This window comes from bacterium (assembly GCA_016702305.1).
GTDB lineage: Bacteria > Electryoneota > RPQS01 > RPQS01 > RPQS01 > JABWCQ01.
Window position 1 is genome coordinate 574,375 of sequence record JADJEH010000001.1, and the last position, 26,849, is coordinate 601,223.

At 57.6% G+C, this 26,849-nt stretch carries 23 protein-coding genes; 3 read left to right on the forward strand and 20 right to left on the reverse strand.

Annotation, left to right across the window (positions count from 1 at the left end; genetic code table 11):
- Window positions 1–3: 3 nt before the first annotated feature.
- The 14 genes from IPH10_02370 to IPH10_02435 form a co-directional block, all read right to left on the reverse strand.
- Complete coding sequence (locus IPH10_02370; GenBank protein ID MBK6909771.1) at window positions 4–822, reverse strand: FtsQ-type POTRA domain-containing protein; 819 nt, start codon at window positions 820–822, stop codon at window positions 4–6.
- A complete protein-coding gene (gene murB / locus IPH10_02375) occupies window positions 800–1,723 on the reverse strand; it encodes a UDP-N-acetylmuramate dehydrogenase (protein MBK6909772.1) in 924 nt (307 codons plus the stop codon). The genes IPH10_02370 and murB overlap by 23 nt, the downstream gene beginning before the upstream one ends.
- On the reverse strand, window positions 1,720–3,057 hold the full coding sequence (locus IPH10_02380) for a UDP-N-acetylmuramate--L-alanine ligase (GenBank protein MBK6909773.1): 1,338 nt from the start codon (window positions 3,055–3,057) through the stop codon (window positions 1,720–1,722). Before IPH10_02380 ends, murB begins: the two co-directional genes overlap by 4 nt.
- Before the next feature lie 47 nt (window positions 3,058–3,104).
- Window positions 3,105–4,184: an undecaprenyldiphospho-muramoylpentapeptide beta-N-acetylglucosaminyltransferase gene (gene murG, locus IPH10_02385; protein MBK6909774.1), complete on the reverse strand. Its 1,080-nt coding sequence runs from the start codon at window positions 4,182–4,184 to the stop codon at window positions 3,105–3,107.
- Window position 4,185: 1 nt separating this feature from the next.
- Window positions 4,186–5,361, reverse strand: a complete 1,176-nt coding sequence (locus IPH10_02390; GenBank protein MBK6909775.1) for a cell division protein FtsW — start codon at window positions 5,359–5,361, stop codon at window positions 4,186–4,188.
- Window positions 5,358–6,665: a UDP-N-acetylmuramoyl-L-alanine--D-glutamate ligase gene (gene murD / locus IPH10_02395; protein ID MBK6909776.1), complete on the reverse strand. Its 1,308-nt coding sequence runs from the start codon at window positions 6,663–6,665 to the stop codon at window positions 5,358–5,360. The genes IPH10_02390 and murD overlap by 4 nt, the downstream gene beginning before the upstream one ends.
- Window positions 6,666–6,700: 35 nt before the next feature.
- The gene (locus IPH10_02400; GenBank protein ID MBK6909777.1) at window positions 6,701–7,819 is read right to left on the reverse strand and encodes a phospho-N-acetylmuramoyl-pentapeptide-transferase; all 1,119 of its coding nucleotides are present in this window, start codon (window positions 7,817–7,819) and stop codon (window positions 6,701–6,703) included.
- Window positions 7,819–9,189: a UDP-N-acetylmuramoyl-tripeptide--D-alanyl-D-alanine ligase gene (gene murF, locus IPH10_02405; protein ID MBK6909778.1), complete on the reverse strand. Its 1,371-nt coding sequence runs from the start codon at window positions 9,187–9,189 to the stop codon at window positions 7,819–7,821. The genes IPH10_02400 and murF overlap by 1 nt, the downstream gene beginning before the upstream one ends.
- Window positions 9,186–10,652 carry a UDP-N-acetylmuramoyl-L-alanyl-D-glutamate--2,6-diaminopimelate ligase gene (locus IPH10_02410; GenBank protein MBK6909779.1) on the reverse strand — a complete coding sequence of 489 codons (1,467 nt, stop codon included), beginning with the start codon at window positions 10,650–10,652 and terminating at the stop codon, window positions 9,186–9,188. Before IPH10_02410 ends, murF begins: the two co-directional genes overlap by 4 nt.
- On the reverse strand, window positions 10,636–12,684 hold the full coding sequence (locus IPH10_02415) for a hypothetical protein (protein MBK6909780.1): 2,049 nt from the start codon (window positions 12,682–12,684) through the stop codon (window positions 10,636–10,638). The genes IPH10_02410 and IPH10_02415 overlap by 17 nt, the downstream gene beginning before the upstream one ends.
- Window positions 12,626–13,009 (reverse strand): hypothetical protein, encoded by a 384-nt coding sequence (locus tag IPH10_02420; protein ID MBK6909781.1) that lies wholly within the window; start codon window positions 13,007–13,009, stop codon window positions 12,626–12,628. The genes IPH10_02415 and IPH10_02420 overlap by 59 nt, the downstream gene beginning before the upstream one ends.
- Window positions 13,010–13,021: 12 nt before the next feature.
- Window positions 13,022–13,939: a 16S rRNA (cytosine(1402)-N(4))-methyltransferase RsmH gene (rsmH, locus tag IPH10_02425; protein ID MBK6909782.1), complete on the reverse strand. Its 918-nt coding sequence runs from the start codon at window positions 13,937–13,939 to the stop codon at window positions 13,022–13,024.
- 81 nt (window positions 13,940–14,020) lie between these two features.
- Entirely contained in the window at window positions 14,021–14,254 is a 234-nt protein-coding gene (locus IPH10_02430) for a hypothetical protein (protein MBK6909783.1), read from the reverse strand.
- A 4-nt stretch (window positions 14,255–14,258) separates the two neighbouring features.
- Window positions 14,259–14,732: a hypothetical protein gene (locus tag IPH10_02435; GenBank protein MBK6909784.1), complete on the reverse strand. Its 474-nt coding sequence runs from the start codon at window positions 14,730–14,732 to the stop codon at window positions 14,259–14,261.
- Window positions 14,733–15,071: 339 nt separating this feature from the next.
- On the opposite strand from IPH10_02435, the gene IPH10_02440 reads away from it, so the two are divergent.
- The 3 genes from IPH10_02440 to IPH10_02450 are packed head-to-tail and all read left to right on the forward strand — an operon-like array spanning window position 15,072 to window position 18,332.
- Window positions 15,072–16,148: an efflux RND transporter periplasmic adaptor subunit gene (locus IPH10_02440; GenBank protein ID MBK6909785.1), complete on the forward strand. Its 1,077-nt coding sequence runs from the start codon at window positions 15,072–15,074 to the stop codon at window positions 16,146–16,148.
- Window positions 16,149–16,150: 2 nt separating this feature from the next.
- Window positions 16,151–17,383: an ABC transporter permease gene (locus IPH10_02445; protein ID MBK6909786.1), complete on the forward strand. Its 1,233-nt coding sequence runs from the start codon at window positions 16,151–16,153 to the stop codon at window positions 17,381–17,383.
- Complete coding sequence (locus IPH10_02450; protein MBK6909787.1) at window positions 17,376–18,332, forward strand: hypothetical protein; 957 nt, start codon at window positions 17,376–17,378, stop codon at window positions 18,330–18,332. Before IPH10_02445 ends, IPH10_02450 begins: the two co-directional genes overlap by 8 nt.
- A gap of 68 nt (window positions 18,333–18,400) precedes the next feature.
- On the opposite strand, the gene IPH10_02455 is transcribed toward IPH10_02450, so the two are convergent.
- The 6 genes from IPH10_02455 to IPH10_02480 all read right to left on the reverse strand — a co-directional run bounded on the left by IPH10_02455 (window position 18,401) and on the right by IPH10_02480 (window position 26,657).
- Window positions 18,401–19,153 (reverse strand): ABC transporter ATP-binding protein, encoded by a 753-nt coding sequence (locus tag IPH10_02455; protein ID MBK6909788.1) that lies wholly within the window; start codon window positions 19,151–19,153, stop codon window positions 18,401–18,403.
- Window positions 19,153–19,827 carry an ABC transporter permease gene (locus IPH10_02460; GenBank protein ID MBK6909789.1) on the reverse strand — a complete coding sequence of 225 codons (675 nt, stop codon included), beginning with the start codon at window positions 19,825–19,827 and terminating at the stop codon, window positions 19,153–19,155. The genes IPH10_02455 and IPH10_02460 overlap by 1 nt, the downstream gene beginning before the upstream one ends.
- A gap of 132 nt (window positions 19,828–19,959) precedes the next feature.
- On the reverse strand, window positions 19,960–23,064 hold the full coding sequence (locus IPH10_02465) for a PD40 domain-containing protein (GenBank protein MBK6909790.1): 3,105 nt from the start codon (window positions 23,062–23,064) through the stop codon (window positions 19,960–19,962).
- Window positions 23,065–23,210: 146 nt separating this feature from the next.
- Window positions 23,211–23,780, reverse strand: a complete 570-nt coding sequence (locus IPH10_02470) for a response regulator (protein ID MBK6909791.1) — start codon at window positions 23,778–23,780, stop codon at window positions 23,211–23,213.
- 81 nt (window positions 23,781–23,861) lie between these two features.
- On the reverse strand, window positions 23,862–24,020 hold the full coding sequence (locus tag IPH10_02475; GenBank protein MBK6909792.1) for a twin-arginine translocase TatA/TatE family subunit: 159 nt from the start codon (window positions 24,018–24,020) through the stop codon (window positions 23,862–23,864).
- A gap of 78 nt (window positions 24,021–24,098) precedes the next feature.
- Window positions 24,099–26,657: an endonuclease/exonuclease/phosphatase family protein gene (locus IPH10_02480; protein ID MBK6909793.1), complete on the reverse strand. Its 2,559-nt coding sequence runs from the start codon at window positions 26,655–26,657 to the stop codon at window positions 24,099–24,101.
- Window positions 26,658–26,849: the final 192 nt, after the last annotated feature.

A 26,849-nucleotide genomic window follows, 5' to 3' on the forward strand; every position in this document is an offset into this window, starting at 1 on the left:
CGATTACGATTCCTCCGCCTGCTTGACAGGCAAATGAAGTGTCACAAATCCAGGAAGACGCAAGTCAACGACCGCGTTTGAATCAATCTTGTTTCGAAATGAACCGTCATGCAGCAAGCGGTCAAACGCCAGCCAATTCTCCGCGCTCATGTCCGGCGCGAGCGATATCGAAAGCACCGGATCTAACAGCACCGCACCCCATGTCCCGTCTATCCGGTACATTTCAGCGATGTTGCGGGCAACATCAGGCGCAACGGCGAGAACGTTCGCGTATTGCCGGGCCACCGCGAACAACGGATCGCTTTGCAACATCGGCCCGGCGCTCCTTCCAAACGGTTGATTCACCGACAACCACGGCAGCGCGTTAGCCCACGGTTTGCCGTCGGCAGGGAGAAGATATAGATCAGAACTCACCGCCAAGTTCGACCCGTCGTTCAACAGTGCCACGCCCGTGCGTTCGGTCACGCGCACCTCAATCACGTTCGGTGGACGGCGCGTTACCAGAGCAGTGGCAATCCAGGGGCTGCGCAAGAGCCGCTCGGCAATCTGCGAAGTCGAATATGCGGCCAACGGGTAGTTCGGTTCGATTCCAGCGATTTTTAAGAGCGAATCCGCCGACAGCTCGGCACCCGCGACAACCTGAATCTGCTCGCAACGCCATGACTTTGTCCGAAACGCAAGCTCTGTGATGCCCAGTTGCGCGAGTCGCGGCGCCAATGCGGCGAATACGACGGCCAATACGGACAATACAACCATCGCGGCGATTTTGAAACGCTTGCGGCGCAATTGCGTATCGGGTTTAGACTGCGAACGGGTCGCCATCGAAGCCTACAGGTATGATTTCGTTTTCGAGAAGAACGTCGAACTGTTCGAACACACGGCGGCGCACCGTGCGGATCAAGTCCGCAATTTCGGTTGCTGACGCGTGGCGGTCATTGATGAATATCCCCGCATGCTTCGCCGGGACGCGCGCCCCCCCGATGCGCAATTCCTTGCAGCCTGACGCTTCGATCAAGCGTCCCGCGAAATCTCCCGGCGGGCGTTTAAAAATCGAACCGGCACTGGGGAATTCAATCGGCTGTTTCTGCCGGCGCAGTTGCCAAACCCGACGCATCTCCGAAAAGATCTGCGCAGAATCCCCGGTCGTCAGCTGATAGCGGCTGCTCAGTACAATCTTGTCGCGCAATTCCGGCGCACTCCGATAGCTGAAGTGAATATCGCGCTTCTGCAACGTGGTGATTTCCAGTTCGGGAGTGATGACACGCACGTCCATGAATGCATCGCAGATTTCACCGCCGTAAGCGCCGGCGTTCATCCAAAGTCCGCCGCCCACCGTGCCGGGAATCCCCGACAAGGGTTCTAATCCTGACAGTCCGTGCCGAGCCGCGATTGTTGTCATCAAGAGCAGTCGCGCCGCCGGGCCAGCCGTGACGATACTTCCATTCACCGACAACGCCGCCAATTCGCCGCATGCCCGAATCACGACGCCGCGAATGCCGCGGTCAGCGATCAGCAGGTTGGAGCCAAGACCGAGGTAGAAGTGCGGCAGGTCAAGCGCATTCAACGTACGCAGCAGTGCCAATAATTCCGCTTCCGTGCGCGGTTCGGCCAGAACTTCGGCGGGACCACCCGCGCGAAAGGTCGTCAGCGGAGCAAGCGGAACCTGAAAGCGTAAAGAGCAAGGCGCACGCTGCGTGAGCTCGGTTAGAGCAACGGCCTTCATGCGTGGGTCGGCAAAATGCCTTGAATAATTCCGGAGATCGAGCCCGCGCCCATCGCGATCAAGACGTCATTAGGGCGCAACTCAGCGGCAATCTGATCGCCGCAACGTTCAGCGCTGATCAAGACAACGTCTTTGCCCGCAAGTCGTAGCGGCGCCGCGACGAGTTCACTTGTCACATTCGGAAGCGGCCGTTCGCGCGATGGATAGATGTCAAGCAGCAAGATACGATCGGCAATTGACAGCGAATCCGCGAATTCACTGGCAAAATCCCGCGTGCGCGTGAACAAGTGCGGTTGAAATGCCGCGACCAATCGGCGATCCGGCCAACTGCGGCGGGCCGTTTCCAGCGTCACGCGCACTTCGGTCGGATGGTGCGCGTAGTCATCGAAGATCAGCGCGTCGTTCAGTTCGCCCTTGAACTCAAAGCGGCGATGAACTCCAGTGAACTCCCGCAATCCACTCTGAATCCGCGGCACCGGAAGGCCCGTTTCGAGCGCAATCGCCACGGCGGCCGTAGCGTTCAACACGTTGTGCGCGCCCGGCACTTGTAATTCGATGCGAATGCGTTCGCGGTCCAACGTGACCACTTCAAATGCTGATGTCAGCCCGGCATACTCTTCGGAAACGATTCGAAAATCCGCCGATTCCGCGCGACCATACGTCAATAGCGGGCGCTTGATGCGAGGCAGAACTTCAAGCGTGTGCGGATCGTCGGCGCAGGCCACGACTAATCCGTAGAACGGAACCTTGTTAGCGAATTCGACGAACGCGTCTTTGATGCTCTCCAAATCGAGATACGTATCGAGGTGCTCGGCCTCAATCGTCGTGATGACGGCCAGCGTGGGGGAGAGCCGCAAGAATGACCGGTCAAACTCATCGGCTTCCGCCACAAGGAACTCACCTGTGCCCGTTGCCGCTCCCGTGCCCAACGCGCGAACCTTGCCGCCGACGATCACGGTGGGGGCAAGTCCCGCATGCGCGAATAACTGACCGATCATGGATGTTGTGGTCGTCTTCCCGTGCGTGCCGCTAATCGCGATGCCGCGCTTCAAACGCATCAATTCGCCGAGCATTTCACTGCGGGGGATCGTCGGTATCCGGTTCTCGCGTGCATAGCGAACTTCAGCATTCTCGGGGCGTACTGCTGATGAGAACACGACGACGTCGGCGCCCGCCGCTTGTTCCGCGTTGTGTTCATAGCAAACGCGAACGCCCATGGACTCCAAACGTTCCGTCACGTCGCTGTGCTGCAAATCAGAGCCGCTGACCTCAAAACCCATGCTCACGAGCACTTCGGCGATACCGCACATGCCCGCTCCGCCGATCCCGACCATGTGGATCCGGCGTACGTGGCGAAATGTCGTAAGTGAGGGCGAAGTATTCAATGTTGGGTCAGAATATATTGAGCGATATCGTGCGCGGCCCGCGGTTTGGCGATGGATCGCATCGCATCGGACATCGCATGGCGTGTGTCAGAATCCGCCAGAAGTTTCGCAACAGCCTGAAAGAGACTCGCACCGGTAAGCTCGGCGTCTTCAATCACGCGCACGGCGCCGATCTTCGCAAGCGCGGCTGCATTGGCGCGTTGATGGTCGTGTGCGGCATGCGGGAATGGAATGAGGATTGCCGGAAGACCGTACAGTGGAAGCTCGGAAAGGGTCATAGCGCCGGCGCGGCAGACCACGATGTCCGCGTCCGCATAGTGCACGTGTATGTCGTCAAAGAACGGCGCGCAGACGAGTCTCTGCTGAGCTGTCAACTCTGAAACGGCGGCTGGATCAACGGTCGCCGGAAGGCCGGTCTTTCCGTATTGCCAAGCCAGTCGTGTGACGCCGCAAAGTTCGGCAAGGCTGCCAGCCACGGCATTATTAATGGACTTGGCGCCCAATGATCCGCCTGTCACGAATGTGCGCGGTGTACTCGAACTAACCTTGCTCGACACGCTCGCCTGTTCCACAATTGCATTGCGAAGTGGATTCCCAGTGAGCATCGTGCGAGCGCCGGAAAGATAACCCTTCGCGTCCGGATAGGCCAGAAACACCGCCCGTGCGTGTCGAGCGAACTTGCGAGTGGTCAGGCCGGGGAAGGAATTCTGTTCTTGAATTAGAAATGGAATCCCCAGCAAACGTGCGGCTAACAAAACAGGAGCCATCACGAATCCGCCCGTGCCGACAACCACATCGGGCTTCAAAGAACGCAAAGCGCTTAGCGACTGCAAAACTCCCAGCCCGGCGCGCGCCAATCCTGACAAGCGGTTGAGAGAACTTTTTCCGACGATGCCCCCGGCCGCAATGTGGTGCAACTTTTCGCCTGCTTGCGGCACTAATCTCGATTCTATACCTTCCGCAGTGCCTAAATAGTGCAAATCAACGGCGTGATCCGCGGCGCGCAGCGCTTCGCCGATGGCGAGCGCCGGAAACACGTGTCCGCCTGTTCCGCCGCCGCACAACACAATGCGCATGTCAGAAACTCAGCGTGCGCACGGAGCCTTGCCACTTCGTGGACGTGTTCTGTTGCTTGGCAATATTGAGAAGAATACCGACCGCCGCCAGTGACATCACGATTGATGTTCCACCGTAACTCACGAACGGAAGCGGCTGACCCGTGGCGGGCAAGAGCGCCAGATTCACACCAATGTTAATGACGGTCGAGCAGGCCAAGGCAACGGTGATGCCGGCCGCGAGGTAGTACGAAAATTGGTCCTGTGCGCGCAACGCGACTTTCCAGCCGCGCGCGATCAGCACAAGAAACGCGGAGAGCAGCAGCAGAGCCCCGATCAGCCCGCTTTCTTCACCGACGATGCTGAATATTGAGTCGTTGTACGGTTCGGGCAGGTAGTAGTGCTTCTGCGTAGATTGTCCGAGCCCCAATCCAAATATGCCGCCTTGGCCGATGGCAATGAGCGCTTGGCGCACGTGGTAGCTCGTATTCATCGGATTTGAGATTCCCGAAATGAAGGACGCGATCCGCTCAACCATGTAGGGTTTCACGAGCAGAATGCCCCCGACGCCCAGCGCTCCGATAGGGGCCAGCAGCAGCAGTTTCCGCCACTCCAGGCCGTGCATCATCAGCATCGTGCCAACAGTACCCGCGATCAAGATGACCATGGACAAGTTGGGCTCGATGATAATTAACCCGAGTGTCAACGCCACGATGATAAGCAGGGCATTGAATTTCCGCTTGCGCTCAACCGGAAAGGAAGACTCATCTATTTCGGAAAGGCGCTTCGCAACGTAAATGATCAGCGAGTATTTTGCGATCTCGGCAGGCTGGATACTCAACCCGAACACTTCGATCCAACGCTTGGCGGTAGTGCCGGGCAGTTTCGGCAACAGAAGCACAAGGACGAGTGCGGCTAACGCGGCGATTAATGCGCCGCGCGCAATGCGTTCCAGAAATTGGTATCGAATGTGGTAGAATAATGTCAATGCCGCGAAGCCGGCCAAGAGACGCTGCAAATGATTCGTCAAGAACGTCATCGAGCTGCCGCCAGCGCCCTGCCAGGAGTGTACGGCGGACGACGTGTACACGAAGACCACGCCTGCAATGCACAGCAACACTACTGATCCTACGAGGAAATAGTCCAACGCGGATTTCGTCTGGCCGAGCGGCGAGTATAGGGTGGTTTTCGGGTTCACGTTATGTTCCGCACAAGGGATTTGAACACTGTGCCGCGCTCTTCAAAATTGTTAAATTGATCGTAGGATGCGCAGCCGGGCGAGAGGAGAATCGCATCAGCGTCAGCGAATCCACAAGCGGTTGTTAACGCAGACGACAAATCATCGCAATATATGATACGGTCGTCTACAGGTACTTCCTGTCGGACCTTGGCGGTTGCTTCGCCGAACACGATGAGATGCGCCAACTTGTTGCCGAGCAGTTTTCCCAGCGGCGCAAAACTCTCGAGTTTCGGTTGTCCGCCGAAGAGTAGTGTTATCTTGCCAGCGACCGCCGCGATTGCAGTCATTGTTGCCGTTAGATTCGTACTCTTGGAGTCGTTGTAGAAGCGGATGCCCCGCAGTTCGCGGACGAACTCAATCCGATGCTCGACCGGCGTGGCGAGTATCAATGCGCTGCGAATGGCGTCAAGCGGTGCGTCCGCATGAAAGGCCGCCGCTGCTGCCGCCGCTGCATTGAGCAAATTGTGTTGACCTGTCAGATGCCATTCGTCCGCGTGCAGAAGTTGATGCGCGCTCGAGCCGTCAATCATAAAAACTGCATCATCCACAACCTGCCAGTCGGCATTGACTCCGGTGCCAAATTCCACTCGCCGCGATTTCAACGACGCCGCATGCTGCATCAGGAAAGCATCGTCACCGTTCAGAACGACGATGTCATTGGCTGTCTGCCGCCTGGCGAGTTTCAATTTGAGCAGACCATAGGTCGTCAAATCGCCGTGACGGTCCAGGTGATTTTCAAGTACGTTCAGCAAAACGGCGATCGTAGGACGGGCACTGTGCGTAAATTCCATTTGGAAACTGGACACTTCGACGACAAAAATGTCAACGTCGCGTGCCGGCAGCAGTTCACTCCAAGCCGTTCCAATATTGCCTACCGATTGCGCGCGAAGTCCTGCCGCGCGCAGCATCTCCGTAAGAAGAGTCACCGTCGTGGTCTTACCGTTGCTGCCGGTGACGGCAATCCAGCGGCCGTCGTAGCAACGCGACGAAAGCTCGAACTCCGACCAGATTTCTGTGCCGCGACTGGACCACGCCGCCAGCCACTCGTCCCGCAACACCGCGCCGGGGGAGACCACGACGATATCGAATCGTTCCGTCGTCAGCCGTGCATGTCCGCCGAATTCAAGTTGAATTCCGTCCGCTCGCAACGAACGCGGTGTGTCGCCCAACTCTGCTTCTGTCTTGCGCTCCGAAATCAGGGCAGTCCCGCCGAGCCGATGGATAAGTCTCGCTGCACTGATTCCACTGCGTTTTATTCTCAACACTCCGACCCGCTGACCCGTCAAGTCAAGTGCCATTAGCGCACCTTGAACATGGTCAGGCTGATCAAGACCAGCAGCACCTGTACGATCCAGAAGCGCACGACAACCTTGGTTTCGTGCAATCCCAATTGCTCGTAGTGGTGATGCAGTGGCGCCATGCGAAATATCCGTCGTCCCTGGCCGAACTTTCGCTTGGTGTACTTAAAGTAGCCGCGTTGAAGCATCACGCTCATCGCCTCGGCCACGAATATCCCGCCGATAACGACGAGAAAAAACTCCTTCTTCAGCAGTACGGCCATCGTACCCAGTGCCGCGCCCAGCGCGAGCGCGCCGGTGTCGCCCATGAAGACCTGCGCCGGGTAGCTGTTGAACCACAGAAATCCCAGACCCGCGCCGAGTAATGCCGAACAAAATATCGTCAATTCCCCGGCGCCATCCAGATAGATGATATTCAGATAGCTTGAAAACTTGACGTTGCCGGTGACGTAACTGATAACTGCGAAGGCCGCCGCAGCAATCGAAGTTACACCAATCGCCAGTCCATCCAATCCGTCCGTCAAATTCACGCCATTCGAAGAACCCGTTATCACCACCATGACGACGAGTGCATAGGCCCAGCCGAAGTCAAACATCACCTGCTTGACAAATGGCACGGTGGTCTGCGTGACCGAGTGGTGGAAGTTCTGACCGAAGAGGTGTGAGTAGTTCAACAGGAAGATGCCGACCAGCATGCCCAAACCGATCTGGGCAACGAGCTTCTGGCGCGCGACCAAACCGGCTTTCTTCTTCTTGACGGCCTTCAGATAATCGTCAAAGAACCCGATGGCCCCCATCCATAAGAACGAAATAAGCGTTAGCAGAACATAAAAGTTCGTCAGATTCGCCAGCAGCAGCGTGGGGATGGACACCGCCGCCAGAATCATCAAGCCGCCCATGGTCGGCGTGCCCGCCTTGACGAGATGCGTCTGTGGACCGTCGGTGCGTATCTCCTCGCCGATCTGATGCGCCTTCAGCCTGCGAATCAGCCACGGACCAATTAGAAATGAGATTAACAATCCCAGCACCGCCGCCAGCGCGGAGCGAAAAGTCAGATAGCGAAACAGATTCGCTCCGATGATTTCGTCCCGCAATGGTACCAGCAGGTGATATAGCATTAGCTGAACTGCTCTTCGAGCTTTTGAACGACCTTGTCGAGCGCCATGCCGCGCGATGCTTTGACCAGCACAAGATCATGCGGCCGCACAAGCTGTGCAAGCACCGGCAGCGCCTGATTGACTGAAGGATAGATGCACATTTGCGTTCGCGAAATACTCGAGGCCGCCACGTGCGAAAACTGCGGACCAATTAGCACGGCGATTGCCACGCCAGCGCTTTCTAATTCATTGACGACATCACGATGCGCCGCGTCCGCCATATCGCCCAGCTCCAGCATATCGCCGAGAATTGCAATCTTGCGCGGACTCTGGCGAAGCGAAAGAGTCTCCAATGCCGACCGCATGCTGGCCGGATTAGCGTTGTACGAATCATCAATGATCGTCACATCGCCCGCCTGCCGCACGCTGACCCGGCCGCGCGTCGGCGCCGCATGCGCCAAATATCCCGCCGCTGTGCGCGGGTTTCGTCCGTGGTGTAATGCGACTGTCATTGCGGCCAGCGCGGCTTGAGCGGCCGGGCGACCGGGTACGGCCAGTTCGACATGGACGCCGCGCACCACAAATCGCGCCCGCGCTTCGGCATCAAACTCCAACTGCTCGCCTTCGACATACTCGCTCTCCCAGTCATTGGTTCTTGGAGAAAATCCGTAGCCGATCTTATCTCGACAGTGAGTCGCCGCGCGCACACAGCGCGCATCCGCCAATGGAACGTAGGCCGTCCCGTGTTCCGCGATGTAATCGTAAAGTTCCCCTTTGCCGCGCATCACTCCGTCGAGCGATCCAAACGTCTCCACATGCGCCGCGGCGATTGTCGTGACCATGCCTGAATTCGGCTGGGCAATCGAGCACAGGTGCGCAATGTCGCCAATGCGCGCGGCGCCCATCTCGCAGATCAGCGCCGCCGCTTCGATCGGTGTGCGCAGAAGAGTTAGAGGTACACCGATCTCGTTATTGAAGTTGCCTGTGGTGGCGCTGACATCGTCCGCGCCGCCGAGTGCCGCGAAGATGAAGTCCTTCGTCGTCGTCTTCCCGACGGAGCCGGTCAAGCCAACCACGGTTCCGCGCAGTTCGTTTCGCCATGCGCGCGCCGCCGCGGTCAAGGCGTCCGTCGGGTCAGAAACGTGCACGAGTCGTGCGTCCAGTTCTGATACTCCCGTCGAGAAGCCGTTTGCGACTACCGCTGCCGCCGCGCCCGCGTGCAGAGCTGCTGCCACAAACTCGTGACCGTCACGAGTTCCACGCAACACCCAAAACGTCTCACCGGCCTTCAAAGAGCGACTGTCAATCGAAACCACCATCGGATGCTCTGCCAAAAGCGTCGCGCGTGTACCCAGGGTCCGCGCGAGCCAACCAATCGTCGGCAGCGTCATGCCTCGTAGCCGTGACTGAGGAGCCATTCACGCGCCACGGTCGCGTCGTCAAACGGATACTTCACGCCCTGTATTTCCTGGTACGTTTCATGCCCTTTGCCGGCAATCACCACAACGTCGCCGGACTGAGCAGCCGACAGCGCTGCGTGAATCGAAGCTCTGCGATCCGGATCAACGTGCGCCTGTTGCCGATCGCGCAGACCAGCCTGCATTTCCGCAAGAATCATCTCGGGCACTTCCGTGCGCGGATTGTCGGAAGTAAGATAGACTTGGTCGCTCCACTGCTCAGCGGTCGCCGCCATGATCGGACGTTTACCGCGGTCACGGTCACCGCCGGCCCCGACCACGCAAAGAAGTTTACCGCCTGTCAACTCGCGCAACGTCGAGAGAATCTTCTCCAATGCGTCAGGAGTGTGCGCGTAATCTACAAGCACCGAAAATGGTGCGGAAGACGTGACGACCTCAGCCCGGCCGCGCACGGGGTTCACGTGCGGCATGGCACGCACCGCGTCCACGGTCTCAATACCCAGCGCATGTGCCGCCGCCAATATCGCCAGCGTATTGTAGACGTTAAACTGGCCTACCAACTTCGTCGCGACCCGGAACGCGCCGTCCGGAGATACGAGCAAGAACTGCGTCCCACTCGCGGTTAGTGTGACCTCCGTCGCCTGGAAGTCGCTCACGGTAGATATGCCGTATGTCAAAGTATGCCGCGCAGTATGGCGAAAAAAGTGCTGCGCTTCCGCATCGTCGGCATTGATAACGGCTTGGCCGCGCAGACGGCTCGATTCAAAGAGCATTAGCTTTGCGGAACGGTAGTCATCCCACGTTCCATGAAAGTCAAGATGGTCGCGGGACAAATTCGTGAAGACCGCGACGTCAAACTGCAACTCGTCGAGCCGATGCATCACAAGGCCGATGGACGTGGCCTCCATGGCCACATGCGTCGCGCCCCGGGCGTGCATTTCGCCAAACGCCGCGGCCAACTCAGGCGCTTCGGCGGTCGTGCGATCACTATCAAAGCGATAGTCTCCAAAGAACATGCCCAGCGTACCGCAGACTCCGGTCGGCTTTCCGCACAGCGTCAGCAGTTGCGCAAGCGCCGCGGTCACCGTGGTCTTGCCATTGGTGCCGGTCACGCCAACGAGCTTCATCTGATGGTTGGGATAACCCGCCGTGAACCAGGCCGCGCCGGCAAGTGCCGCGCGCGTGCTGGGTACGCGAATCACCGGCCTGTTGCTGACAACCGCTACGTCCGTATCACAGATCACCGCGCATGCGCTGTGCTGAAACGCAGATTCAATGTACTTGCCGCCGTCGTCCTTGTGCCCGCTGATCGCGACGAACACATCTCCTGCTGTCACATGCCGCGAGTCATAGACGACGCTCGCGTAAGATTCACTTCCCGCCGCATTCTGCAAAGTGCCGCCGACGGCGCGCGCCAACTCAGCGAGAGACGGCATACTGTGCAACTCCGATCGGCTGAGCGATGATATAACACTCGTAGCCCAACGGCACCTGAATCCCTGCAGGCGGATGCTGCGACGATACCACTCCGTGACCTTCGAGCCTTGCGGTCAGACCGGCATTCGCCATGCGTTCAGCGGCGACGCGCAGAGGCAGGCCGAGCACCGCCGGCATCGCCACGCGCGGTACGTTCGCAAATTGCAGCGAGTCGAAACTGATTTCTTCTTGCTCAATGCTATCCTGTTCGACCAGTTTACTTGAGTCCGACTCCGTCGATTCTTCGTCCGGCGGCAGCAGGTGCGGGTGGCGCGACTCGAGAATTTCATGCGCAATCGCCTTGAACACCGGCGCCGAAATTTGCCCGCCGTAATACGAACCGCCGCGCGGATCATCCACCACGACCGCCAGCACGTATTGCGGCGCATCAGCGGGGAAAAAGCCGACGAAAGAACTCACGTAACGATTCGAGTAGTAGCTCTTGGCTTCCAAATTCACCTTCTGCGCCGTGCCCGTCTTGCCCGCAATCTTGACGCCTTCTATCTTGGCGGATTTGCCGGTGCCCTCTTCGACCACCATGGTCATCAAGCGGGTCAGCTCGCGAGCGGTCTCCTCTCGCAACACGGGGCGCAGGCTCACTGGATCAAATGCCACCTTCTCGCCGGTCGGAAACTCGAGAGCGCGAATCAACTTCGGCTGCATGAGCATGCCGCCGTTGGCAACGGCGCCGTACGCCGCGGCTATCTGCAGCACCGTGACAGATACGCCCTGGCCAATCGCAAGGTTGGATCGCGTCGGGCCGCTCCAGTTCGCCGGACGCGGCACGTAACCGCTTGGTTCCGCCAATAGTCCGACATCAGTCTTTGATCCGAATCCAAAGCGCATGATCCAGTCGTACACGTCGTCAGCGCGCAGGCGTTCCGATATTTTTGCGCAGCCGATATTGGAGGACTTGGAAAATACCTCAGCCACAGTCAGCGTTCCGTACGGATGCGCATCGTTCAGCACCTTGCCCGGCACGCGGTACTTGCCGCCTTCGCAGTCAATCAGCGTCGCAGCCGTAACGACATTCTCCTCAAGCCCGGCGCCAACGGTTACAACCTTGAAGATCGAACCGGGTTCAAACAGATCAGTCACCGGCCAACAGCGGCGAAACTCGCCCGCGACATCCGCCGGTGCATTTGGATCAAACTGCGGTAGGGTTGAAAGTCCCAGAATCTCACCCGTGTGCGGGTCGAGCAGCAGCGCGCAAGCCTTCTCAAACTGACGATCTGCCAATTCCTCCGATAGAGCGCGATCGAGAATTGCCTGCAATTGCAAATCAATGGTCAGTTGGACGTGCGCACCCGACTGCGCGACGGCCTCTTCCATCGGGCTCATGACGGCAGGCACTGCCCGACGGGCATCGTTCCATACGATCATGTCAAGTCTGTCGCCGCTAAGCAGTGAATCCATCGCGCGCTCAATCCCGTCCTGGCCGATGCCGTCCACATTGGTGAAGCCAACGATGGTGCCGGCGGCGACCGTGGCCGGATAGCTGCGGCGCGCTTCGCGTGTGAACTCAATGCCCGGCAGTTTCAACGGCTCGAGCCGCTGCTCAACTTGCCAATCCACACGCCGCGCCAAGTACGTGAAACCGTGACTGTCGAGTTTCCGGCGGATCGTCGTCTCGGCCAGCGGCAGGTAGTTGGTTAGCACTTGCGCCAGGCTATCGCGATTGATCGTTTCCGAAGGTCGAAATCCCACGGCATAGGACATCGGGAGGGTTACCGCCAGCGGAAGGCCATGCCGATCGCGAATCTCGCCGCGCGGCAGCGGCTCCTTGGCCGTGTTATACATTTGCGCCTGCGCCATGGCCTTCCAACGCGAATGCTCGACCACCTGAAGTTGGACCAAGCGCGCGCCAAACCCGATCATGACCACCAGAAAGGCGATCGCAATCAGGCGTTCGCGGCCACGAAAACGCCGATGGTTACCCGGGAAATTTGGCACGGTCATGGGATAGGGGAGAAGCGGACTGCGAGGGAACACGAATTGAATCCACTTGGGCGGAACGGAGCTTCCAGCCATGTTCGCGATTAGCCCAATCCGCAACCTCATTGTAGGGCGCGGCGGCTTCAATCGAACCGGTCAGATGCTGAATCTCCTGATCTATCTGGTGTAATTGCGCCCGCTGCCGAGCCACATCAATTGTAAGCTGCTGATAGGAGAAGTTCCGCCAGGCCACCATCAGCCCCAGCGTCGCCGCCATTCCGCACACAACCAGCAGGCGTATGAGCGGCGCCTGCCGACGCAACACGCGGGGTACGCGCTTCGGGCGGTAGATAGGAGTGGACACGGTCAGCGTGGAGGACATGGATTGGAGGTATCAGCTCAGTTTCTCAATGACACGCAGCTTGGCACTGCGCGAACGGGGATTGGCTTTGAGTTCCGACGCCGAAGGGAGGAGCGGTCCGCGCACCGGATACCGGGCGCGGGGAGGTTGTGCAGGAGTAATGATGCCCGTCAGAGGATCGAGGGGAGGATGGACAAGCGCTTGCATGAACTGCTTGACGGGCCGATCCTCAAGGGAATGGTAGCTCAGGACGACCAGACGGCCCGTCGGACGCAGCAACGCCCACGCGCTCTCCAGCCCCAATTTCAATTCATCCAACTCGTGGTTGACGGCCATTCGCAGCGCTTGAAACACTCGCGGCAACGACTTCACACAGGTGGCCGGCACCGAACGGCGAATGATCTCAGCCAGTTTGCCCGTCGTCGTGATCGGTTCGATCGCCTTGGCATTGTGAATGGCCTTGGCGATCCGTGGAGCCTGCGACTCTTCCCCGAGCCGACCGATCAGATTGCGCAGTTCGGCCTCCGAGAGTCTGGCCAGTAGTTCGGCCGCGGTCTCACCCGACTCCCGATCCATGCGCAAATCCAGCGGGCCATCGCCACGATAGCTGAAGCCGCGTGCGGCTTCGTCAAGCTGGTAGGACGACACTCCCAGGTCCATTAGGATGCCTGAAAAAGTGGCGCCAAACTCGTTTTCGAGCTTGCTCTGTGCCGCAGAGAATCGTATATTCCACAACTTGATGCGATTCGGCAACACGGCTCGTGCCGCCGCAACCGCATCGGAGTCGCGATCTATACCGCATAGCAGCCCGTCCTCGCCCAACTGATCCAATATCAGCCGCGAGTGTCCGCCGCCGCCCACCGTGAAATCCGCATATACCCCCTGCGGATCGGTGACCAGCCATTGAACGACCTCGGGACCCATTACCGGGATGTGATAGGGTGCGGTCATCGGATGAATTCCGTCAAAGAGCGCTGTGAAAAACTGTCCCCGCGCCCATCTGCGGTGAGCGCGGGGAGCCCGTCATGGTAGTTACACCTGACGGATGGCGAATCTATTGTCGGGGACAAGCTCGGCGACCACTGGACCGCGCGTCCGTGCGCGCTGAACGGTTGGAATCAGGGTGACGTCAATAATGGTGCAGCCGCGCGAACGGAAGTGCTCAATGGCGGCCTCCAATTGCGCGAGCGAATTCCCGCCAATCTCTCCGCGAACTTCGATTTCCGCGCGGTCGCAGTCCTGGCGGGTGTGCAGGTGCAGTCCCATCTGACTATTGTCCTTTGCCTTTGGTCTTGTCGGTCAGCATGTTCCAGGCTTCTGCCTTGGACAGCGACACGCTCTTCATGCGAGATTGGAACGCCTCGGCATTCCAAATCGTAAAAAACTTCTGACGGCCAAAGAAGACGACTTCCCGGCCTATGTTGGCTTGCTTGAGCAGGTTTCCCGGGACCGTTACTCGGCCCTGCGCGTCAATCGGGCGAACCGCAGCCTCGGTCAGCAGTACCATATCCCGGTCCATACTGTCGTCCAGCGCGAAATTGGCCGTGTCGTTTTCCGACGGGGCATAGAAAGCGTTGAAGTAGTCCACCGGGAACACATTGATGAAGTCCGAACTGCCGACCGTGAGCACAACATGCCGCTGAGCGTCGGACGGCAGGGCGTTCCGGAACTCGGCGGGAATAGATAACCGGCCCTTGTCGTCAACGGCCGCGTCGTGTTTACCTACAAACGGAAGACTGTGCATTTGGGCGGACGAACCAATCTGTCCCTATTTGCTCCACTTTGCACCAAAGATACGGTCGTTTCCTTCCGAAGTCAAGCGGTTTCCGGCACTTCAAATATTGGGTAAGTTCTCGATAATCAATTATATTTGTTGTTCTTATTCTCCGGATTTTCATTTCCACTCATACTCGAAGCTATTACGAGAGGCATAATCGCCTCTGGAACCCTGGCCACGCTGAAACGCTGGCTTTTTTTTGGCCCAAAAGGCAACTTTTCTTCAAGCCAGAACTCTGACTGGATAGACCCGTGACCAACCCGGAAAGGCCATGACGAACTTCCCCGCATTTTTACCGTAGGCCTATTGGCCTTCACCCTTCCACTGACATTCGGCTGCAAAAAGGACGTTGAAGCCAAGCCGCAACTTAAGTTGAGCAAGGTCGAGCGCGGCGACATGATCCAAACCGTTGTGGCGACTGGCAGCGTTCGCCCACTGCACCAAATCGAAATCCGGTCCAAGACTGGTGGTACGGTACGGCGCTTCTATGTTGAAGAGGGCGATTCCGTTAAGGCCGGACAGCGGCTGTTCGAGATCTCTCCCGAATCGTCGCCGGCCGAGCAGGTGCGGGCCCAGCAGGAACTTCGCACCGCTGAAGTTGAAGTCCGGCAGGCCGAGGATGACTTGCGGATCAGCCGCGAACTTTCGGAAAAAAACCTCGTCCCGGAACAGAATCGGCGCGATGCAGAACGGGTGCTTGAGCGTGCAAACGCCCGACTCGCGGCTGCTCAGGCTGAGTGGTCTCTGATTCAACGTGAACAGTTAGGAGCTCGTCTTGACGATCTCGAAATCGTAACAACCTCGACCACGATTGTCGCGCCAATCAGCGGGCTGATCTTCACGCGGGAATTGGACCAGGGGGCTTCGGTTACTCCCACCACATCGGCGTCCGGCGGCACGGTCGTGATTACTATGGGTGATCCCTCCGAGATCGAGTTCCGCGGAGACGTGGACGAGGCCGATGTCGGCAAACTTAAGACGGGCCTGACGGCTAATGTCACCGTTCAGGCCTACCAGGGAAAGACTTTCACCGGAGAAATTTACCACATCTCGCCGGTCGGTCGTTACAGCGAAAAAGAGCAACAGATCGTATTTAATGTGCGAGCCCGCGTCGCGAACGATGAAGGGAAACTCAAGGTCGGCATGAGCTCGACCGCCAAAATCGTTGTGGACGAGCGCACCGATGTCCCCATTCTGGACGAAATGGCCCTGTTCTTTAAAGGCGACTCCGCCTTTGTCAAACTGGTGACCGACACGATCGCCGGCACGACCGAAGAACGCTTCATTGCGCTCGGCATCTCCGATGGCATCCGGACCGAAGTGACCTCCGGCCTGCAAGGCGGCGAAATCGTCAGCGCCGGAACCGCCGAACAGGCAGAGTAGCCATGACGTTCTTCGAGCTGTTTCGGCAAGTCTTCAATACGCTTAGCGTAAACAAGCTGCGTAGCGCGTTGACGATGTTCGGTATCACTTGGGGTATCGCATCTGTGATGCTGCTGTCCGGCCTCGCCACAGGCTTCTCTGAGGACTCCCTTAAGGGCATCCGCTCCCTGGGTAAAGACGTAGTCATTGTCTGGGGCGGCCGCAAGAGCATCGCCAACGGATCGGCGCGCAAGGGCGAAGTCGTCCGGTTTGACGAAAAGACCGTGCAAGCGCTCGAAGCCAAAGCGCAGCTCTTTGACTTCTCGCCCGAAGTCTCAGCGTGGAGCACGGAAATGCGCGCCGGGCCGCGGCTGTTCAATACAAGACTTGCGGGAGTCGGCGAGAACTACGGAGGCCTGCGCAACGTCATCCCCGACCACGGACGCTGGATTTCGCACCGGGACATCAAAGATGCGCGGCGAGTCTGCGTCATCGGCGATGAAGTGCGCAAAAAGTTGTTTGGCGAAGAGTCCGATCCATTGCATGAACGCGTGCTCGTTGGCGGCCGAGAATTCCTGATCGTCGGTTGGAAATCCGCCAAGAAGCAAGGTTCCTCCTATTACGGTCCCGACAACGACGTCGTCTGGATTCCATACACCACGCAACTGGCCCTGTATGACCGCTACTGGTTCGGCAACGTCATTCTCGCTCCGCATGACGTGGATCAGCACGAATTGGCCGTCAAAGAGTTCAAGAACATCGTCGCCAAAGTGCACAAGTTTGAGCCTGACGACCCGGAAGCGCTTAGCCTCTGGGATACTCACAAGGACGCGATGGAGACGGCCAAGGTATTTGAGGCGATCAATGCCCTCATGGTCGCCATTGGTGCCATCACGCTGATGATTGGCGGCCTGGGAGTCATGAACATTATGCTGGTGTCCGTCGTCGAACGCACGCGGGAAATCGGTATCCGCCGAGCGATCGGCGCGAAAGCGCTGGACATCGTCAAACAGTTCTTCTTCGAGTGTCTCATCATCACGGTCATCGCCGGCATTGGCGGTATGTTCGTCGGATGGGGGCTGATCGAGCTGCTCAACTCTGTGACACTGCCCGAAGGAGTTGCGCCGCCGATCCTATCCGAGAAGACGATGTTTGTGGCCGCAGCGATGATCGGCCTAGTCACGATTCTCTCCGGCTTGTATCCGGCGATTCGCGCCGCGCGTGTCAATCCGATAACAGCGCTGCACCATGAGTAGACTCCTTTCGCTATGTGCCCTGTGCGCGTTGATCGGCTGCGACGATAGCACTCCGCCGCCGCGCAATGAGTCACATTGGGAGATCGAGTTCGTGGTCGCAGGCGGATCGCACCCCGTCATTTCACCGGACGACTCGGCTTTTCTCTTTCTGCGGGAGGGCGCTGGACTGTTTCTCTGGAGCGACGGCCATGAGACGCGCATTACACCGGAAGGACTGACCGCGCGAGCGGACTATTCTTGGTCGGCGTCCGGTGAAAATTTCTTTGCATTTTCGTATCCCGGTGCGCCGGGGAGCGGCGGCATCGTGGTCAGCAGCGACGGTGGCTCGCTTGCTGAAGTGTGGGATCAAGGTTCGGCCCCGGCCTATGTCGCTGCCGAGTCCTATCTGTACTGCGCGGGACCGGCTGAAGTAGACTCTGAAGCCGGGATCTGGCAAATTTTCCTACCAAACCTTGAAAAGGCGCGCCGCGTTCAACAAGGCATTGCCCCGCAGATATTTGACAACGGCGCTCTGCTTGCGCACCTGCTACCCGTTGCCGCATCCAGCGGCGGTCAACTGATTGTGCGCGACACACGAAATTTCGTGCCGGCATTGATTCTCGATCACATTGCCCGCTTCGCGACTCGGCCTGACACCGATCTTGTCGTAACGGAGGTCATTGCCGATTCGCAGGGACTGGCGACGCCGCCCCGCCTGCTGCTGAGTACGATGACCGGACCAATGTTGACGATTCCAATCGTTGCGCCGGCGACGGACCCGGTCGTGCTCCGCGATGGCAGTGTTCTATTTAACAGCCTTACCGGTGACGCTCTCGGAGCACTCGAAATTTGGCAAAATAGCGGATCTACCACCGTATCCGACTCGTTATTCGATGCGTCGGCAAATTCCGCGGACATCATCTATGCCGTTGGCCCGTCTGGCATTTCGCGAATAACGCGACGGCATTAAGCCGCTTTATGATAAAAGAAAAGCCCCGCGAGACTCTCGCGGGGCTTTCTATTTCGTGCCGACTTATCTTAGTAGTGCGTGACGACGGCTTTGTCCTCGGACTCGCCGGAAATGAAGCGCCGCACCATATCCACTTCTGAGTTAACCACGTCGGCAACCGTACCCGAAAAAATGACTTGACCCAAATGCAGCATGACAATTCTGTCAGCGATCTTGAAGGCCGATACCATGTCATGCGTCACCGTCACCGAAGTGACCTTGAGCTCCTGGTTGAGCTGTATGATCAGATCGTTGATGGATTCCGCTGTGATCGGATCCAAACCGGTCGTCGGTTCGTCGTAAAGAATATACTGCGGCTTCAGCACAATCGCCCGCGCCAGGCCAATACGCTTGCGCATACCGCCGGAGAGCTCGGATGGGTAGAGCTTCTCTGTCCCGGACAGGCTGACCATTGCGAGGCACTCAGCAACGCGTTTGTCCATCTCGCCGCGCGTCATCTTGGTGTGCTCGAGCAACCCCAAGCGAATATTCTCGGATACCGACATCGAGTCGAACAAGGCCGCGCTTTGAAACAGGACGCCAAACTTCATGCGAATGCGGTACACGTCCATCCGCTTCGCGTTGGAAATGCGGTCGCCGTCCACAAATATCTCGCCGGCGTCGGGGTTGAGCAGGCCAACAAGGTGCTTCAGGAATACCGACTTGCCGCAGCCCGATTGACCAATGATCACGATGGACTCTCCCGTCGGAATCGTCAGATCAACGCCGCGCAAGACCTCTTTCGTACCAAAATTCTTGCGAATACCGTGCGATTCAATCATTAGAAGAGCATCATGGCTAAGACAAAATCGAGAATGAGCACGGACAACGAGCTCCACACAAACGCCTGAATTGTCGCCGTGCCCACGCCCTCGGCGCCCCCGGTTGTGTTAAACCCGACGTAGCAGCCGATCATGGAGCAGCTCAAACCGAAAAACAACGATTTCAGAAGACCCGCAAAGATATCGTATACGTAGAAAAAGCTCGGTATCAGTCCGAAAAACTGCTGAGACGTCATGTTCAGGAAAACCGTGCACACCAGCCACGCACCGACTATTCCGACAAAATTCGCCTGCACAACCAGCACAGGCATCATCAAAGTCATCGCGGCAATGCGGGGTACGGCGAGGAACCGCGTGCTCGAGATCGCCATGGATTCAAGCGCGTCTATCTGCTCGGTGACCTTCATCGTCCCGAGTTCTGCGGCAATTGAAGCAGCGACTCGACCCGCAATAACCAATCCAGTTAAGACAGGACCCATTTCGAGCACAATGGACTTGAAGACGCCCGGTCCGATCATCTCGTAGGGCAGATACCCTTCAAGTTGGTACTGAAGCTGCCATCCGGTGACCGCGCCGGTGAACGTGCCGACTGTCAGTACCAACGGCAGACTGTCAACACCGAGACGTACGCACTCCTTGATAAAGGTAGAACCACGCCTGAATATCGCGCCCATTTCGCCGAACGTCCGGCCCATCAATAGGCCAAACCGACCGACCTCCGCGACTGAGACCAGCAGCTTGCGTCCAAATTCCTGCAACGGTGATAGTGCGACATTGGCAGCATCCGCCACGATCTTTGTCATGGATTAATACTCCGCACCAAGGGAGAAAAAATAGCGTGGCTTCGACGTATCCACACCGTCCGTGGACCACGCCACGTCCCAGCGCAGGAGCAGGAAGCCAAGATTCGAGCGCCAGCCGAATCCATACGCTGATTGCAAATCGTGCAGGCGGCGGGTGCCGCTTGCATCCACGGAAGTCAACCGAAACGCGTCGTCGAACCACGCCGCGCCGACATCCGCGAATAACGCGCCGCGCACATCCACCAATGTCAACGGCAAAGGCCATCCCATTTGCAGATAGCGCACGACCGGGAAACGAAATTCCTGATTCGTCAGGAAGTAGCGATTGCCGGTGCCGCGCTTCTCAAAGTAATCACCGCCGCGGAATGGCGTAACAAACGACGAAAAATAGAAGTCGTTGATCTCATCCGTCGGGATTTCGTCGTTCTCGAAGCGGCGGTTGATCCAGTTCGACACACCGCCCATGAAAAACCGCTGCGGCTCCGGACCGCCGCTCAATCCTCCCGTCAGGCGCGATGCCCACGAGTAGTCGCGGCCCATCCGGAAGTATTGCCGCACGTCCGCTTTGGCAGTGTAAAATTCCGAGCTCCACACCTCGTTATCGCCGCGACCGCTCTGCAAATTGGGACTATATGAGGTGGATACGCGATAGCGTGTGCCATTCACCGGTCCCGTGCTGCCCCAGACGACCGTGTCATGCACATAGCCCAGTTCAGGCAGCAAAATGCGGCGCCGCGCCGTCTTGCGGTAATCGTAATAGCCCCCGTTGTCCGGCATCCACTCAGCGCGGTCAATCCCGTACCCGCTTACGATCAGCTCCGTGCGCGTGTATTTCGAGAACGGATAGCTCATGTCCAATTGCAACTGCAGCGTTTGATCGCGCACGTTGCCCGCATCGAGATAATATACGTAGCGGTACAACCCCGCCCCGTAGTTGATGCGATTGGGCAGGTAGTAGTATTGGGCCGAGAAGTTCGAATTATCGAGATTGTTGAAATCGTAGTATAAATCCGTGTTCAATACGATGAGCTGGTTACCCATGACATCGCTGAACAGGATCTGTCCGGTCCCTTGCGCACCGAAAAATGAGCTGTAGGCCGCCGTCGCATAAACGTAGTCCGGCGTGAATTTCACGCGGTACTTCTTGCTGAAGAAGCCGCCGCCCGCCTTGCGCGTATTCGCCGTGTCCGCCGGGGCGCGATCTGCGCCGTCCAGAGCTTGACCGATGCCGTCCGCGAAAACATAGCGCGCAAACTCGCGAGTGTTGTCCTTATACTCCAGCGATTCAGTGTTACTGTTCGCCTGCTCGCCGTCCGCTTCGGGCGCTTCCGGTGTGCCATGCTGGCGAAAGGCCGTGGCAATCGGAGTCTTGGCGGGCAGTTGGTCCGGCGATTTCAACAGATAAACATCGTAGCCGCCTTCATAGAACGACGTGAAGACCAGACGATTGGACTTCACTGAGTAGCTCGGCTGAAAACAGCCCGTCAACGCGTTCGTGATCGCAATTGTCTCTCGGGTGCTCAAGTCCAGGCGGTATATGTTCGAAATACCGCTGACGTCAGAGACGTAGATCAGATAACGGCCGTCCGGGGAAAGCGTCGGGTTCTTCTCGGAGAACTCGCCGCTGGTCATTCGCTCACAGGCGTCAGCGCCGGGCCGCACGCGGAAGATGTCCATCGTGCGGTAGTCAAAATCCCACATGTCAAACGAAGCGTCGTACCCCGCGACGCGCAGCGAATCCTTGCGGTCCGACGCGAAGTAAAGCAAACTTCCGTCTGCGCTCCAGGCCGGATCGTCGTCACTGAATATGTCGTCCGTCACCTGCACCAACGTTTCCGTGGCGGTCTCATAGTAGTATACGTCGGACTGCCCCGACTTCAACCCGATAAACGCAATCTTCGAACCGTCGGGTGAGTACACCGGATTAAAAATGCCCTCGAGATTGGGACGGAAACGTTTGACAATGTCGCGCTTGTCCACGTTCAGGACATTGATGGCATCAAGCGCGCCGGCCTTCGATGCGAAAACGATTGATTCGCCGTCCGGCGACCAGGACATGCGGGCGTCTAACCACTTCAGTTGCTCGAAATCGCCGCTCCGCTCGCCGCGCAGAATCCGATGCGACTTGCCGCTCTCGATCTCCTGTAACCATACGTCAAAGTAATCGGCGCGGTCCGACAAAAAGGCCACGCGCTGCCCGTCCGGCGAAATCGCGCCGCCGTTGTTGACGTAGTTATGCGTGTCGCGATGATTCGTCAGCCGTTCAGCGAAATCGTCGGGCGTTTCGTAGTTCACGACGCCCGGCCAGTAGATCTTGCGCAGCCAGCTTTGCCAGGCACGATTAAAGTCCTCCATCTCGAGGCCCGTTGCGCTCTTGATCGAGCGCGGTGCCTCGCGTGACGACTTCACCTTATTGACCAGTTCGCCGACCTTTTCTTTTCCGTAGCGGCGGTCAAGATAGTAGAACACCGACTGCCCGCCTTTGTAGGCAAAGTAGCCGCCCAGATAGTCAATGGGGGGGAGGTACCCGGTGATCGTGGCATCGCGCATGAACATGTCGGCCTCGACATCCCAGCCGCCGCGCGATTCGTATTCCGCCAATCCTTCTGTAAACCACAACGGTACATCCGACGTCGCCACTCCGATCAAAATGCTCTGAAAGCCCGTGCCGTAAAAGAGCCGCATGTTCACGGCATGCGTCAATTCATGGTGAATCACATGCCGAAACGCTTCGTAGTTGCCGGTGTACGGCAGAACGACACGGTTCTTCAGAAACTCCGTGAAACCACCGAGCGATTCTTCCTGGATCGAAAGCGAGACATTGGTTTGCTGAAATCGGTTGTGGGACGCGTAGATGATAAACTTGATGCGGCCCTCAAGCGTGTAGTCCCAACTCGATTCCACCAGCTTCAGCGCCCGTTCGGCCGTCTCCGCCGTGAACTCCGCAATGCGCTCCTGCCCGTCAGCATAGTACACGTCAAAATGCTCCGACTGGATATATCTCCAATCGAAATCAACATATTGGACTTTATTCTTGCCAAAGCCCTGCGCTATCGCGGCAGCCGCCGACAGCAGCACAAGACAAAGCAATATGAGGGGACGAACCATGGTACTCTCCGGGGGACAAAACTGCGGGACCCTGCTTTAGGAAACTCGCCCGGACCACTGCAAGTTTCCGGAGGTTCGGAAAAAACGACCCCGAAGCTGGAGAGCCGCGGGGCGAAGGTGCAAACAAACGTCAGCGGACAGCAGAATTAGGGGCCGATCACCTCGGCCACCATCTCCAGAAGCTCTTCGCTCTTGATCGGCTTCGTGAGATAATTGTAAGCCCCCTCCTTGATCACCTGGACGGTGTCTTCGATCTTGGGGTAGCCCGTCAGGATGACGATCACCGATCCGGGATCCACAGCCTTGATCTCGCGAAAGACGTCAATGCCGCTTCTACCACGCAGCTTCACATCAAGAAAGGTCAGCGCGGGCTGTTTCTCCATGTGCATCGCCACCGCCTCTTCACCCGTTCCAGCGGTGAGCACGGCGTAGCCCGCTGCTTGAAGCAGATCAGACATAACCTGTAAGATCATCGCATCGTCGTCCACCACAAGGACATACGACGAACGAGGCTTCGTCTCCGAGGCCTTCTGCTTTTCGATGTTCTGGCGGATTTCTTCGAGGTTGCGCTCGTCATATAAACGCCACCCTCGCCAGTCACGCCGAACCTTGGTGATGAGCCCCTCGCGTTCCCACTTGAACAACGTGGACTTGGAGATCTGCAGCGTCTCGCAGACGTCCTTTGAAGAATAGAACTTACCGTTCGAACCGGTCATAATACCTCACTATATTAGTTATAGGTAATATAACCACAAAATACCAACTTGTCAAGGCTTAATGACCCGAATTCCAAACCCTTAAGGGTTCTTCGACTCGTTGTCATCGCCCCGCAGGCCTTCTTTGAATTCACGTGCCCCGCGCCCCAAGCCTTTCATAAGCTCAGGAATCTTCTTGCCGCCAAACAAAAGCAAAACAATGACAGCAATCAAGAGTATTTCGACCCAGCCAAATCGCATTCTGATCTCCCCCTAATGAGGGCCTCGTTATTCGCAACTTCAGCCAATTAAGGAATTATTCCGGCCAAATTCAAGTCCTTAGGGTGTCGCCGAGCGGACCAAGTAAAACGCTTGGGACAACGACCCCATGATGCCCGTATCCGTCCAAACCGTGTCCGACGTGGTTGCAACAGGGGTCACGAAGGGTCCGTCAAGTGAAGTCGCCCGGTAAATCTCGTATTGAGGGGCACCTGTATTGGTCCAGCGCAATACGGCATCGCTACCCTCAGAGGCGATCACGAGCACGGGAGGCACCAGCGCATAGCCCTCGACCCGGAACATCCGCTTCCCCAGCGAGGTATTGGAATTGATTCCGTCTTCCGCCAACCACGCCCCTTCACAGGACTCCCAGAGGAACGAGCGACTGTCATCCCCATTTGAAAAATCCAGCCCGAACGCCGTTGAACGGCCTCGCACACCGAGGTAGAAGTCGCCGGCCACCACGATGGCGTTTCCAGCTTCCTCTTGAAGGACATATCGTCCCCAGGCCGGGGTCGAACCGGCGTTGCCCGAAGCTAAATTAGGAAGCACGCCCGAAAGAAACTCACCAAGTGTATCGCCCGGGGTTCCCCCGGGACCGTTGGCCGCGAGAATCATCACCGTGACAAAATGGTGCGTTGAGTCGGGCTTACGGGCTGAGAGCGCCACCTCAGCCGCACATAATACGAACGGCGAAGCAGGAGGGGTACACTTCAGCGCCCAAGTCAGTCCGCTGTCGGGCGACCATTGGTAGCTCTCGGCCGTTCCATCGTCATAGGCAATTTGAGTTGGGCAGGCAGACTGCACCGCAAACCCCAGCGTGTCGGTCTGCGCTGCCAGTCCGCCGATATCCACAACCCGCAAGACATATTCGTAATAACCTGTGGCGAACGTCCGGGTAGTCGAGTACCGATTTGTGGTCACCAAACTCAGCGTGACGCTGTCTGTGGTTGCGAAGTGATCGGCGCTCCAGAATAACTTCGGTGTGCTGTAGGCACCGGTGTCGCTAATCTTGCAGAAGAAGCTCACCGAGCCGGGAACGGCATCGCAAAGCGGATTGTGTGTGAGCGTTGGCGGCGCGTTGCTCGAGTTGGTTTTGAGTTTGAACAATCCGGAAGTGTCGCCGACGGTTGGCGCAGTCGTCATCAGAATGCGGATCCGCGCCGAATCGGTCACCGTGCCGCTGGATAGCCAGCCATAGAAGCCCGAGTTTGGCGTACTCGCGGTGATCAATTCCCAAGTTGGAGAAGACGGTGACCGGCTAAGCTCAATGCGCACTGTGCCGCTGCCATCCAATGCGGTCCACTGTATGTCCACGCTGTTTCCGATAGTGAACGAGTCGTTCGGCGCAGGCGTGAAAATCGAAATATCCCGGTCAAATATCGTAAAGTCTGCATTGGATAGATCGCTAACCGACGGCACTCCATCCAGCGTGACTTGAATCCGCGCCTGCGTGGTCGCGGGGACAGACGCAATCCACCAGAGTTGCCCGTCATTCGCGGTGGTCGTGGCAAAGCTAGTGAACGGGCCGCCGAGACCAGCCCGACTCAGAGCGATGCTCACCGTGCCGGTATAGTTGGTGGTGCTCCACGTCACGTTCACCGAGTCGCCTTCGCCATAATTCTGACCGCCGTTCGGTGTGTTGAGCACAACTGTGGCGGAGGCGGAAATCTGCCGCACCATATCAAAAAAGACTGGCAGGTGATCGGAGCTGACATGCAACGCGTCGGCGATGCTGTCCGGAACCGCGAAGTTGGTACCGTTGTTGATTGATTGCTGAAAGTGCGCGCCGTCGTTGCCGAATTCAGTGTAGCTTGCCGGGAGGACCTGCCAGCTCGGCAAGGTTTGAAACGGAAACGTCGGCAGCAGGAAGTCGAAGCGATCATCCATGCCACCGGTCGAGCCGCCGTCCCCCAAGTCAGTCAGTCGCGGTGACTGTGTATGAATATCGGCAAACGAGCCGGAATTGTTCCAACTTCCCGGGCGATTCAGGACATCATACAAGCGGCCGTCATTGTCCGCTTGACTTCCGATGAACTGCTGGTATGCAGGTTCGGTGCTCGTATACAGATTGAAATCGCCGCCGACAATATAGTGACCTGAGCCCAGCGCATTGAGATGGTCCCGCACGATGATGGCCTCGGCTTCCCGAAGCGACTCGTTCCCTTGGCTCGCCCGCAAATGCGCTGAGTATATGCGGAAATCCAGGGAATCAGCAGAGACTCCCGCCGGGCGCACGATATACCCGTTGATGTCGCGCAGAGCGGTCGTGAGTACAAGTTGTGATTGAAACGAGACCTTGGAAGTCTTGTAGTAGAATGCGTTGTCCGTGTCCGGCCCGTTTTGAAACGGCGCGTTGGCATAAGTGCCGGGCTGACCGAAATTCAGCACTTGATTGAGAAACTCGCTAACTCCGGCGCTCGACTGCATCTCCTGCACAATCAACACGTCTGCATCAATGGCGTGCAGAATTTTCCGAAACTCGGGGTTGCGGGCAGCCGAATTTGTGCCCGGATAATTCAACAGGTTGTAAGTGGCCACACGCAACGTGTCATACGTTTGCCCGTATGCCATCGGGCAGGCAACCAGCCAAATAAGCACCATCAGTCGCAGCTTCACGCGATTTTCATCCTTTTTGCGGGTCAACAATTTTCATGCGAATATGTGTACAAGAACATAATGTACGCTCACAATCCCGTGAACGCAACTCGAAACCCTAAGCTGATATATTACTTGACCTTTAGCAGCCGATTGGGTATATTACGAAGTTGCGGATTTTGTATCTAAGTTTAGAATTTTCAAATCTTGCCG

Coding starts and splice junctions, on each gene's coding strand:
- IPH10_02370 (MBK6909771.1), bottom strand. CDS start 822: ATGGCGACCCGTTCGCAGTCTAAACCCGATACGCAATTGCGCCGCAAG.
- murB (MBK6909772.1), bottom strand. CDS start 1,723: ATGAAGGCCGTTGCTCTAACCGAGCTCACGCAGCGTGCGCCTTGCTCT.
- IPH10_02380 (MBK6909773.1), bottom strand. CDS start 3,057: ATGGTCGGGATCGGCGGAGCGGGCATGTGCGGTATCGCCGAAGTGCTC.
- murG (MBK6909774.1), bottom strand. CDS start 4,184: ATGCGCATTGTGTTGTGCGGCGGCGGAACAGGCGGACACGTGTTTCCG.
- IPH10_02400 (MBK6909777.1), bottom strand. CDS start 7,819: ATGCTATATCACCTGCTGGTACCATTGCGGGACGAAATCATCGGAGCG.
- murF (MBK6909778.1), bottom strand. CDS start 9,189: ATGACGCTGCCGACGATTGGTTGGCTCGCGCGGACCCTGGGTACACGC.
- IPH10_02410 (MBK6909779.1), bottom strand. CDS start 10,652: ATGCCGTCTCTCGCTGAGTTGGCGCGCGCCGTCGGCGGCACTTTGCAG.
- IPH10_02420 (MBK6909781.1), bottom strand. CDS start 13,009: ATGTCCTCCACGCTGACCGTGTCCACTCCTATCTACCGCCCGAAGCGC.
- rsmH (MBK6909782.1), bottom strand. CDS start 13,939: ATGACCGCACCCTATCACATCCCGGTAATGGGTCCCGAGGTCGTTCAA.
- IPH10_02430 (MBK6909783.1), bottom strand. CDS start 14,254: ATGGGACTGCACCTGCACACCCGCCAGGACTGCGACCGCGCGGAAATC.
- IPH10_02435 (MBK6909784.1), bottom strand. CDS start 14,732: ATGCACAGTCTTCCGTTTGTAGGTAAACACGACGCGGCCGTTGACGAC.
- IPH10_02445 (MBK6909786.1), top strand. CDS start 16,151: ATGACGTTCTTCGAGCTGTTTCGGCAAGTCTTCAATACGCTTAGCGTA.
- IPH10_02450 (MBK6909787.1), top strand. CDS start 17,376: ATGAGTAGACTCCTTTCGCTATGTGCCCTGTGCGCGTTGATCGGCTGC.
- IPH10_02455 (MBK6909788.1), bottom strand. CDS start 19,153: ATGATTGAATCGCACGGTATTCGCAAGAATTTTGGTACGAAAGAGGTC.
- IPH10_02460 (MBK6909789.1), bottom strand. CDS start 19,827: ATGGGCGCGATATTCAGGCGTGGTTCTACCTTTATCAAGGAGTGCGTA.
- IPH10_02465 (MBK6909790.1), bottom strand. CDS start 23,064: ATGGTTCGTCCCCTCATATTGCTTTGTCTTGTGCTGCTGTCGGCGGCT.
- IPH10_02470 (MBK6909791.1), bottom strand. CDS start 23,780: ATGACCGGTTCGAACGGTAAGTTCTATTCTTCAAAGGACGTCTGCGAG.
- IPH10_02475 (MBK6909792.1), bottom strand. CDS start 24,020: ATGCGATTTGGCTGGGTCGAAATACTCTTGATTGCTGTCATTGTTTTG.